This is a genomic window from Mycobacterium sp. (genome assembly GCF_036273375.1).
In the GTDB taxonomy this organism is placed as follows: Bacteria; Actinomycetota; Actinomycetes; order Mycobacteriales; family Mycobacteriaceae; genus Mycobacterium.
Window position 1 is genome coordinate 1 of record NZ_DASUHS010000286.1, and the last position, 12728, is coordinate 12728.

The following is a 12728-nucleotide window of genomic DNA, read 5'->3' on the forward strand; positions in this document are numbered from 1 at the left end:
TGGGTCACACTTTCTTTGCGCGGCGTCGCGCACCTGTCCATGCCGGTCCTCCCGTAGCAGCCGGGAGCAGCGGACGTTTTGAAATTCAGTCGGAGTTGGACATACTCACCTGCAATATTCTTGGGTCGGAGAGCAGCACGACGCTGGTCGAACGGGGAAAACGGCGTCGCCTCGTGCAGCAAATTCCGTCACTCGGCGAAAACCGCATCCGGCGGTGAAAGACGGCCGCATGTCGTTAGGTGAGGGTTAGGCGAGGTTTGTGATGGTTGATCAACTCCAGCATGCGACCGAAGCGCTGCGTAAAGCGCTGGTCCAGGTTGAGCGCCTGAAGCGCACCAACCGTGCGCTGCTGGAGCGGTCCAACGAGCCGATCGCGATCGTCGGTATGTCGTGCCGCTTCCCGGGTGGGGTGGACAGCCCGGAGGCGCTGTGGGAGATGGTCGCCGATGGCCGAGACGTGATCTCGGAGTTTCCCACCGACCGTGGTTGGGACGTGGCGAGCCTGTACGACCCGGACCCCGACGCGCGTCACAAGTGCTACGTGAACACCGGGGGTTTCGTCGACGGCGTCGCGGACTTCGACCCGGCCTTCTTCGGCATCGCGCCGAGCGAGGCGCTGGCGATGGATCCCCAGCACCGGATGCTGCTCGAACTGTCGTGGGAAGCGTTGGAGCGGGCCGGGATTGACCCCAGTGGGTTGCGCGGCAGTGCCACCGGCGTGTTCGCCGGGCTCATCGTTCAGGGTTACGGCATGCTCGCCGAGGAGATCGAGGGCTACCGGCTGACCGGCATGACCTCCAGCGTCGCCTCGGGGCGGGTGTCCTATGTGCTGGGGCTGGAGGGCCCGGCGGTGTCGGTGGACACGGCGTGTTCGTCGTCGTTGGTGGCCTTGCACATGGCCGTCCAGTCGCTGCGCACGGGGGAGTGTGACCTGGCTCTGGCCGGCGGCGCGACCGTGAACGCCACGCCGACGGTCTTCGTCGAGTTCAGCCGGCACCGCGGATTGGCGCCGGACGGACGGTGCAAGGCTTATGCGGGCGCGGCAGACGGCGTCGGCTGGTCCGAGGGTGGGGCCATCCTGGTGGTGGAGCGCCTGTCGGACGCGCAGCGGCTGGGGCATCCGGTACTGGCCGTGGTGCGCGGCTCGGCGGTCAATCAGGACGGCGCCTCCAACGGGCTGACCGCGCCGAATGGTCCCTCGCAGCAACGGGTGGTGCGTGCGGCGCTGGCCAATGCCGGGTTGTCCGCGGCCGACGTGGACGCCGTCGAGGGCCATGGCACCGGAACCACCCTGGGTGACCCGATCGAGGCACAGGCCTTGCTGGCCACCTACGGGCAGGACCGCAGCGAGCCGCTGTGGCTGGGGTCGATCAAGTCGAACATGGGCCACACGCAGGCGGCCGCCGGGGCGGCCGGCGTCATCAAGATGGTGCAGGCGATGCGTCACGAGGCGCTGCCGGCGACGCTGCACGTGGACGCGCCGAGCCCGCACGTCGACTGGTCGGCGGGCTCGGTGTCGCTGCTGACGGAAGCTCAGCCTTGGAAGGTGGAGCGGGCCGAGCGACCGCGCCGCGCGGGCGTGTCGTCGTTCGGCATCAGCGGCACCAACGCGCACGTCATCGTCGAGGCCGCTCCGACGAAGCCTGCACGGGAGGCCGGACCGGCGCGGCCGGTGGTGCCGTGGGCGGTGTCGGCGAAGTCGCCGTCGGCGTTGGCGGCGCAGGCGGCGCGGTTGGCCGAATACGTTCGCGCGCACAGCGATCTCGACGTCGCCGACGTCGGGTGGTCGTTGGCGGGCCGCGCGACGTTTGAGTATCGGGCCGTCGTCGTCGGCGGTGACCGCGACCGGCTGCTGGCCGGGCTGGACGAGCTGGCCAACGACGACCCCACCGGATCGGTCATTCGGGGCACCGCGACACCGGCGGGCAAAACCGTGTTCGTCTTCCCCGGCCAGGGCTCCCAATGGCTGGGCATGGCCATCGAATTGCTGGATACCGCACCGGTATTCGCACAACAGATCCACGAATGCGAAGAGGCCTTCGCCGAATTCGTCGACTGGTCGCTGATAGACGTGCTGCGCGGCGCACCCGATGCGCCCGGCCTGGACCGGGTCGACGTCGTGCAGCCGGTGCTCTTCGCCGTGATGGTCTCGCTGGCCGAACTGTGGAAGTCGGTCGGGGTGAACCCGGATGCGGTGATCGGGCATTCGCAGGGTGAAATCGCCGCCGCTTACGTCGCCGGTGCGCTGTCGTTGCACGACGCCGCCCGGGTGGTCACGTTGCGCAGCAAGCTGCTGACGTCACTGGCCGGCCCCGGCGGGATGCTGTCCATCGCCTGCAGCACCGAACGGGCCCGGGAGTTGTTGGCGCCCTACGGCAATCGAGCCAGCATCGCCGCCGTCAACGGCCGGTCGGCTGTCGTGGTGTCGGGTGAGGTGGCCGCGCTCGACGAGCTCGTCGGCTTCTGCGCCGACCTTGAGCTGCGGACCCGGCGGATCGACGTGGACTACGCCTCGCACTCGGTGGAGGTCGAGGCGATCCGCGCTGACCTCGCGGAGGTGCTGTCCGGTATCGAGCCGCGCTCCTCGCGCATCGCGTTCTTTTCTACGGTGACCGGAAACCGCTTGGATACAGCAGGATTGGACGCCGACTACTGGTATCGCAACATCCGGCAGACCGTGCAGTTCGACCAGGCGGTGCGCAGCGCCTGCGAGCACGGGTACCGGACGTTCATCGAATCCAGCCCCCACCCGGCTTTGGTCGCGGGCATCGAGGACAGCGCCAATGACCACGGCGGCGGCGACACCGAGGCCATCGTCATCCCCACGCTGGGCCGCGATGACGGCGGACTTGACAGATTCCTGACTTCGGCCGCCACCGCGTTCGCCGCGGGAGTGAGCGTGCGTTGGCGCGGTGCGCTGGACGGCGCCGGCTTCGTCGAGTTGCCGACGTATGCCTTTGACCGGCGCCGGTTTTGGCTGTCCGGGGAGGGCATCGCGGCCGACGCGTCGGGACTTGGCCTGGGCGCCAGCGAGCACCCGCTGCTGAGCGCGGTCGTCGAGCTGCCGGCTTCGGGCGGGGTGGTGCTGACGGGCCGCTTGTCGCCGAGCCGGCAGGGCTGGCTGACCGATCACGCCGTGTCCGGTACGGTCGTGTTCCCCGGATCCGGCTTCGTGGAGCTGGCGATCCGCGCCGGCGACGAAGTCGGTTGCTCGACGGTCGACGAGCTGACGCTGCAGGCGCCGTTGATGTTGCCGGCCAAGGATTCCGGGTCGGCATCGGTTGCCGTGCAAGTGGTTGTCGGCCCCGCCGTGGGGGCACCTCCCGCTTGCGGGGGAGAATCCAGCCAGCGCGGGGTGTCGATCTTCTCGCGCCCCGACACCGGCTCCGGCTGGGTGTGCCACGCCGAAGGCACGCTGAGCACCGGCTCCGTCGAGCCGGCAGCGGATCTGTCGGCATGGCCGCCGGCGGGAGCCGTCAAGGTCGACGCGGCCGACGGCTACGAGCAGTTGGCGGCGCGTGGCTACGGCTACGGCCCGGCATTCAAGGGCCTGACCGCGACGTGGGTGCGCGACGACGAGGTGTTCGCCGAGGTGCGGCTGCCCGACGCCGCCGGCGGCGTCAACGGATTCGGCGTCCACCCGGCGTTGCTGGATGCGGCCATGCACGCACTGATCGTCAGCCACCACATCGCCGGCCAGACCGACGAAGTGGTGCTGCCGTTCTCGTGGCAGGGCGTGTCGTTGCACGCGGCGGGCGCGTCGGCGGTACGTGCACGCATCGCACCGGCATCGGTGTCGGAGGCCGCCGGGGCACTCTCCAGGGCGGTGTCGATCGAGCTGGCCGACGGACTCGGATTGCCGGTGCTGTCGGTGCGCACGATGTTGGCGCGCCCGGTGAGCGAGCGGCAGCTGCGCGCGGCGGTGTCGGCCTCGGGTCCGGACCGGCTGTTCGAGGTGGTGTGGTCACCGGCTGCGGCGACGGCGGCCGGCACCGAGTCGGCTGCCCACCAGGTGTTCGAATCCGCAGCGGCCGGCCAAGATCCGGTCTCCGAGACGTATGAGCGTACGCATCGGGCGCTGGCGACCGTGCAGTCGTGGCTGACCGAGCACGACTCCGGAGTGCTGATCGTCGCGACCCGGGGCGCGATGGGGTTGGCGGGGGAGGACGTCCCCGATCTGGCCGGCGCGGCGGTATGGGGGCTGGTGCGGTCGGCGCAGACCGAGAATCCCGGCCGGATCGTCCTGGTGGATTCCGATGCGGCGCTTGATGATAGCGCGATCGCGACCGTTCTGGCGGTCGGCGAGCCTGCGGTGTTGCTGCGCGACGGCACGGCCTACATCGCGCGGGTGCACGGCAGCCGCGCGGTCGACGGCATCATGACGCCTCCGGCCGACGGGCCCTGGCGGCTCGGAATCAGCAGCGCGGGCACGTTCGAAAACCTGCAATTGGAGCCGGTTCCCAACCCGGGCGCTGCGCTGGAGCCGGGTCAGGTTCGGGTGGCCCTGCGCGCCATCGCCACCAACTTCCGTGATGTCATGATCACTCTCGGCATGTTCACCCACGACGCCCTGCTCGGCGGCGAAGGCGCCGGCGTGGTGGTCGAAGTCGGGCCGGGGATCACCGAGTTCGCCGTAGGCGATTCGGTGTACGGCTTCTTCCCCGACGGAAGCGGCACGCTGGTGCCCGGTGACGTCCGCTTGCTGCAACACAAGCCCGCCCACTGGTCCTACGCCGAAGCCGCCGGCATCTCGGCGGTTTTCACCACCGCCTATATGGCGTTCATCCACCTGGCCGACGTCAAGCCGGGGCAGCGGGTGCTGGTGCACGCCGCGGCTGGCGGTGTCGGGATGGCCGCGGTTCAGCTGGGCAGGCATCTGGGCCTGGAGGTGTTCGCGACCGCCAGCCGTGGTAAGTGGGACACGTTGCGGGCCATGGGTTTCGACGAGGATCACATCTCGGATTCACGCAGCCTCGAGTTCGAGGAGAAGTTCCGGGCCGTCACCGGCGGCCGCGGCATGGACGTAGTGCTGGACTCGCTGGCCGGCGAATTCGTCGACGCCTCACTGCGACTGGTGGCTCCCGGCGGCGTGTTCCTGGAGATGGGCAAGACTGACATCCGCGACCCGGGCGTGGTGTCCCAGGAGTACCCGGGTGTCCGCTACCGCGCCTTCGACCTGTTCGAGCCCGGCCGTCCCCGGATGCATCAGTGGATGCTAGATCTCGCCGGGCTGTTCGATGCCGGGGTGCTGGAACCGTTGCCGGTGACGACCTTTGACGTACGACGCGCCCGCACCGCGCTGCGGTACTTGAGCCAGGCGCGCCACATCGGCAAGGTCGTCATGACTTTGCCGTCCGGGCTGAGTTCGGGCACGGTGCTGATCACCGGCGGAACGGGCATGGCCGGTTCAACGTTGGCTCGTCACCTGGTGGCAAACCACGGTGTCGAGGACTTGGTGTTGCTGAGCCGGCGCGGTCCGGACGCGCCCGGGTCTACCGAGTTGATCGCCGAGCTGCACACCGCGGGTGCCCAGGCGCGCGTGGTGGCGTGCGACGCGGCCGACCGGGCAGCACTGGCGCGGGTAATCGACGACATTGCGGCGCGGCGGCCGCTGTCGGGCGTCGTTCACGCGACCGGCGTGCTGGACGACGCGATGGTCACCTCGCTGACCCCCGAGCGTGTCGACGCGGTGTTGCGGGCCAAGGTCGACGCCGCTTGGAACCTGCACGAGCTGACCCGCGAGCTGAATCTGTCTGCCTTCGTGATGTTTTCGTCGATGGCCGGGCTGGTTGGCTCGTCTGGCCAGGGCAACTACGGGGCGGCGAACTCGTTCCTGGACGGGTTGGCTGCGCACCGACGGGCGCACGGGTTGCCGGCGATCTCGCTGGCCTGGGGGCTGTGGGATCAGGCCAGCGCCATGACCGGAGGCTTGGACGCCACCGACCTCGCCCGGCTGGGCCGCGACGGGATCCTGGCGCTGTCCTCGGACGAGGCCATGGAACTCTTCGACACCGCATTGATCGTCGATGCGCCGTTCCTGGCGCCGGCCCGCATCGATCTCGGCGCGCTGCGGGCCCACGCGGTCGCGGTCCCGCCGATGTTCACCGATCTGGTCAACGCCCCGACGCGCCGCCGGGTCGACGACTCGTTGGCGGCGGCGAAATCGAAGTCGGCGCTGGCGCATCGCCTCGACGGGCTATCCGAAGCGGAGCAGCACGCTGTGCTCCTGGACCTGGTGCGTTCGCACATCGCCACGGTGCTGGGCAACACCACCGCCGACGCGATCGACCCGGACAAGGCGTTCCAGGAGTTGGGTTTCGACTCGCTGACCGCGGTCGAAATGCGCAACCGGCTCAAAACCGCGACCGGACTGGCGCTTTCGCCCACCCTGATCTTCGACTACCCGACGCCCAACGGCCTGGCCGGCTACATCCGCACCCAACTCGCCGGGGTTCCGCAAGAGATCAAGCACGCCCCGCTCGCTCGCGCCACCGACGACGATCCGATCGTGATCGTCGGCATGGCGTGCCGCTATCCGGGCGGGGTGAATTCCCCCGACGATCTATGGGACATGCTGACCGAAGGCCGCGACGTGCTCTCCGAATTCCCGACCGATCGCGGCTGGGACCTGGCCGGCGTGTACAACCCGGACCCCGACGTTCCGGGCACCTGCTACACCCGCACCGGCGGCTTCGTGGACGGTGTCGCGGACTTCGATCCGGCCTTCTTCGGCATCGCGCCCAGCGAGGCGCTGTCCATGGACCCGCAGCAGCGCGTGTTCCTTGAGCTATCCTGGGAGGCCTTGGAGCGGGCGGGAATTGAGCCCGGCAAGCTGCGCGGCAGCGCCACCGGAATGTTCGCCGGGGTGTACACGCAGGGCTACGGCATGGGCGCAGCACCGACCGCGGAGGGCTTCCGGCTGACCGGACAGTCCTCGAGTGTAGCGTCGGGCCGGGTGTCCTATGTGCTGGGCCTGGAAGGCCCGGCGGTGTCGGTGGACACGGCGTGTTCGTCGTCGTTGGTGGCGCTGCACATGGCCGCGCAGTCGCTGCGCTCAGGGGAGTGCGACCTGGCTTTGGCCGGCGGTGTCACCGTCAACGCCACCCCCGACATCTTCGTGGAGTTCAGCCGCATGCGCGGGTTGTCCGAGGACGGCCGCTGCAAGGCCTACGCCGGCGCGGCCGACGGCACCGGCTTCTCCGAAGGCGGCGGCATGCTCGTGGTGGAACGCCTGTCCGACGCTCAGCGCCTGGGACATCCGGTGCTGGCTATGGTGCGGGGCTCCGCCATCAATCAGGACGGCGCCTCCAACGGGCTGACCGCGCCCAACGGTCCCTCGCAGCAGCGGGTGGTGCGTGCCGCGCTGGCCAGCGCCGGATTGGCGGCGGCGGAGGTCGACGTCGTCGAGGGCCACGGCACCGGAACCACATTGGGCGACCCCATCGAGGCACAGGCCCTGCTGGCCACCTACGGCCAGGATCGCAGCGAGCCGCTCTGGTTGGGGTCGATCAAATCAAACATGGGCCACACGCAGGCCGCCGCCGGGGTGGCCGGCGTGATCAAGATGGTCCTGGCGATGCGCCACGAGATATTGCCGGCGACATTGCATGTCGATGAGCCCAGCCCGCACGTCGACTGGTCGACGGGCTCGGTGTCGCTGCTGGCCGAGGCGCGGGCGTGGCCCGGCAACCGTCCGCGCCGCGCGGGTGTGTCGTCCTTCGGCATCAGCGGCACCAACGCGCATGTCATCGTCGAGGCCGCGCCGGCCGAGGCGCCGCGCGTCGTGGACGGTCCCACGGTGCCGGTGGTGTCGTGGCCGGTCTCGGCGAAATCGCTGTCGGCGCTGAACTCTCAGGCCACCCGGCTGGCGGGCCACCTGCGCGCCCACCCGGACTTGGACATCGCCGACGTGGGGTGGTCGCTGGCGGGCCGGTCGGCCTTCGAACAGCGGGCCGTCATCGTCGGGAGCGACCGCGACCGGCTGCTGGCCGGGTTGGACGAGCTTGCCGGTGACGACCTGAGCGGCTCGGTCATTCGCGGCGCGGCTACCGCCGGCAAGACGGTCTTCGTGTTCCCGGGCCAGGGATCCCAAATATTGGGCATGGGAATGGGATTGCACGCCGGATATCCGGTGTTCGCCGAGGCGTTCAACACGGTCGTGGCCGAACTGGATCGGCACCTGCTTCGCCCGCTGCGCGAGGTGATGTGGGGGCACGACGAAAACCTGTTGAACAGCACCGAATTCGCGCAGCCAGCGCTGTTCGCGATGGAAGTCGCGTTGTTCCGGCTGCTCGAATCCTGGGGTGTGCGGCCCGACTTCGTGATGGGCCACTCGATCGGGGAGTTGGCGGCCGCACACGCCGCCGGTGTGCTGTCCCTGGAGAACGCCGCGGTGCTGGTGGCGGCCCGAGGCCGATTCATGCAGGCGCTGCCCGAGGGCGGCGCGATGGTCGCGGTGCAGGCTACCGAAGAAGAGGTGCGGCCTCTGCTGGTGCCGTCCGAACAAGCCAGCGTGGGCATCGCCGCGATCAACGCGCCGACCTCCGTGGTGATTTCGGGCGCCGAAGACGCGGTGATCGCGATCGCGGACCGCCTCCGCGCCGACGGCCACCGTGTGCACCAGCTTTCCGTGTCGCACGCCTTCCACTCCCCGTTGATGGATCCCATGATCGACGAATTCGGAACGGTCGCGGCCGGACTGGCCATCGGCAAGCCCACCATTCCGATCGTGTCCAACGTGACCGGACAGCTGGCCGGAGACGACTTCGCCTCGGCGGCGTACTGGAAGCGCCACGTGCGCGAGGCGGTGCGATTCGCCGACAGCGTGCGTTTCGCGCACTCGGTCGGCGCAAACCGCTTCCTCGAAGTCGGGCCGAGCAGCGGCCTGACGGCATCGATCGAAGAAACACTGGCTTCTGATCCGATCACAGCCGCGGTGACCACGATGTCCGCCCTGCGCAAGGACCGCCCGGAGCCGGTCGCCCTAATCCACGCTGTCGCGCAGGGGTTCGTCGCGGGGATGGATGTGGACTGGCGCAGTGCCCTGGGGAACGCCAATCTCGTCCAGCTGCCGACGTATGCCTTTGACCGGCGGCGCTTTTGGCTTGCCGCCGACGGTGCCCCGGCCGACGCCGCGGGCCTGGGCCTGGCGGCCAGTGAACATGCCCTGCTGGGTGCGGTGGTGGAACTGCCGGCCACCGGCGGTGTGGTGCTCACCGGCAGGTTGTCGCCCGGCGTGCAGGGCTGGTTGACCGATCATGCCGTCGGCGGTGTCGTGCTGTTCCCCGGCGCGGGATTTGTCGAGTTGGCGATCCGCGCCGGCGACGAGGTGGGCTGCGGAGTCGTCGACGAGCTGAATCTGGCGGCACCGCTGGTGTTGCCGGCCGGTGGCTCGGTCGCCGTTCAGGTCGTGGTTGGCGGCCCGGACGATTCGGGTGCCCGGGCGGTGTCGGTGTTTTCGCGGGCCCAGGCGGGCTCGGGATGGTCGCTGCATGCCGAAGGTGTGCTGCGGGCGGGGTCGGTGCAGCCGAGCGCGGACCTGTCGGCGTGGCCGCCGGTCGGTGCGGTTGCGGTAGATGTGGGCGACGGATACGAGCAATTGGCCGAGCGTGGTTACGGGTACGGCCCCGCGTTCCGCGGCCTGACGTCGATGTGGCGCCGCGGTGACGAAATTTTCGCCGAAGTGTCGCTGCCCGCCGACGCCGGGGTGTCGCCGGCCGGGTTCGGCGTTCATCCGGCGATGCTCGACGCGGCATTGCACGCGGTCATGTTGGCCTCCGACAGCGAGGAACTGCCCGAAGGCTCGATGTTGGTCCCGTTCTCCTGGCAGCAGGTGTCGTTGCACGCCGCGGGGGCGGGGGCGGTGCGCGCGCGGATCGTGCCGGTCAGCCCCTCGACGGTGTCGATCGAATTGGCGGACGGGCTGGGACTGCCGGTGCTCTCGGTGGCGTCGATGGTGGCCCGCCCGGTCACCGATCAGCAGCTCCTGGCCGCGGTGTCGAATTCGGGACCGGACCGGCTCTTCGAGGTCATCTGGTCCGCTCAGCCGTCAGCGGCGGTGCAGCCGGTATCGGTGTCCGCCTGGGGCGCACCAGAATTGGAGGACGCCGAGGCCGATCGGTCGGCGGTGTTGTTCGAATCGCAGCCGGTGTCCGGAGACGTCGTCACCGAGGTATACGCGGCGACGCGGGCGGTGCTGCCCGTGCTGCAGTCGTGGTTGTCCCGCGACGGCGCCGGAACCCTGGTGGTAGCGACCCGGAGCGCGATGACGCTGCCGGGGGAGGACGTCACCGATTTGGCCGGCGCGGCGGTCTGGGGATTGGTGCGGTCGGCGCAGACCGAGCACCCGGGACGAATCGTGCTCGTCGACACGGATGCGCCCCTGGACTCCGACGCGATCGCCGCTGTCCTGGCGCTCGGCGAGCCGCAGGCGATACTGCGCAATGCAACGGTCTACACCGCCCGAGTGCTCGGCAGCCGCGCCGTCGGCGGTCTGTTGCCGCCACCCGACGACGGACCGTGGCGACTCGGCATGAGCAGCTACGGCACAATCGAGAATCTCCGGATAGAGCGCATTTCCGACGCCGACGCGCCGTTGGGTCCCGGCCAGGTGCGGGTTGCGCTGTCGGCCATCGCGGCCAATTTCCGGGACGTCATGATCGCGTTGGGTCTCTATCCCGACCCCGAGGCGATCATGGGCATCGAGGCCTCCGGTGTGGTCATCGAAACCGCCTCGCAGGACGGGCGTTTCGCCGTCGGCGACCGCGTCATGGGGCTGTTCCCGGACGGCACCGGAACCATTGCCAAGACCGACCAGCGCCTGCTCGTCAAGGTGCCCACCGGTTGGTCACACACCGCCGCCGCGACGGCGTCGGTGGTGTTCGCCACGGCGAACTACGCGCTGGTGGACCTGGCCGGGGCGAAGCCCGGTCAGCGGGTGCTGGTGCACGCCGCGGCCGGTGGGGTGGGGATGGCCGCGGTCCAACTGGCCCGTTATATCGGCCTGGAGGTGTTCGCGACCGCCAGCCGCGGCAAGTGGGACACCCTGCGGGACATGGGCTTTGACGACGATCACATCGCCGACTCGCGTAGCCTGGAATTCGAGGACAAGTTCCGGGCGGTCACCGGTGGGCGCGGCATGGATGTGATCCTCGACTCGCTGTCCGGTGATTTCGTCGATGCTTCCCTGCGCCTGACGGCCCCCGGCGGGGTCTTCCTGGAGATGGGCAAGACCGATATCCGCGACCCCGAAGTCGTCGCACGGGACCACTCCGGTGTGCGCTACCGCGCCTTCGACCTCTTCGAAGCCGGCCCGGATCGCATCGCACAGATGCTCGACGAGTTGGCCGCCATGTTCGGCGAAGACGTGCTACGGCCGTTGCCGGTCACCAGGTTCGATGTGCGACGCGCACCCGCAGCGCTGCGCTACCTGAGCCAGGCGCGCCACGTCGGCAAGGTCGTGATGACGATGCCCGACGCGTGGACGGCCGGCACGGTATTGATCACCGGCGCCACCGGCATGGCGGGCTCGGCGGTCGCCCGTCACGTCGTATCCCGCCACGGTGCACGCAATCTGGTGTTGGTCAGCCGTCGCGGCCTGGATGCACCGGGCGCGGCCGAGCTGGTCGCCGAACTGAGCGCGGCCGGTGCGCACGTGGAGGCGGTGGCCTGCGATGCCGCCGATCGCGAGGCCTTGGCCAAGGTGATCGCCGAAATCCCGATGCAGCATCCGCTGACCGGGGTGATCCATGCCGCCGGGGTCTTGCACGACGCGGTGGTGACATCTTTGACCCCCGACCGCATCGAATCCGTCCTGCGGTCCAAGGTCGACACGGCGTGGAACCTGCACGAATTGACCCGCGAGCTCGATGTGTCGGCGTTCGTGATGTTCTCGTCGATCGCCGGGCTCGCGGGTGCGTCGGGTCAGGCCAACTACGCGGCCGGCAACTCGTTCCTGGACGGGTTGGCCGCGCATCGACGGGCGCACGGGTTGCCGGCGATTTCGCTGGGCTGGGGGCTGTGGGATCAGGCCAGCGCCATGACCGGTGGGTTGGGCACCGCCGACCGTGCCCGGTTCGGTCGGGACGGGATCGTCGCCATGTCCTCGGACCAGGCGCTGGATCTGATGGACATCGCCCTGATTGTCGATGAGCCGTTCATGCTGCCCGCCCACATCGACCTCGCGGCGCTGCGGGTCAAGTTCGACGGGGGCACGTTGCCGCCGATGTTCGTCGATCTGATCAACGCGCCGACGCGGCGCCAGGTCGATGACTCGCTGGCCGCCGCCAAGTCGAAATCCGCTCTGCTGCAGCGCCTCGAAGGGCTGCCCGAGGATGAGCAACAAGCGGTCTTGCTGGACTTGGTGCGTGCCAACATCGCCACCGTGCTGGGCAGCGCCAGCCCGGAGGCGATCCACCCGGATCGGGCGTTCCAGGAACTCGGCTTCGACTCGCTGACCGCAGTCGAAATGCGTAACCGGCTCAAAGCCGCGACGGGACTGGCGCTTTCGCCTACACTGATCTTCGACTACCCGAACTCCGCCGCGCTGGCCGGCTACATGTATCGCGAATTGGTCGGATCGTCGGGCCAGCCCGCGGTGGCAGCCGTACCGGGCGAAGCCGAGATTCAGCGGGTGGTCGGATCCATTCCTGTCAAGCGCCTTCGCCAGGCCGGCGTGTTGGAGCTGTTGCTGGCCTTGGCAAGCGAGGCCGAGGGCGCCGCGCAGGCCT

At 69.4% G+C, this 12728-nt stretch carries 2 protein-coding genes; both read left to right on the forward strand.

The features are described 5' to 3' along the window. Positions 1-218 (forward strand): hypothetical protein (locus tag VFW69_RS25125; RefSeq protein WP_526505774.1); only part of this gene is annotated, 218 nt, incomplete at its 5' end. Between the two features lie 44 nt (positions 219-262). After that, positions 263-12728 (forward strand): type I polyketide synthase (locus tag VFW69_RS25130; protein ID WP_526505776.1); only part of this gene is annotated, 12466 nt, incomplete at its 3' end.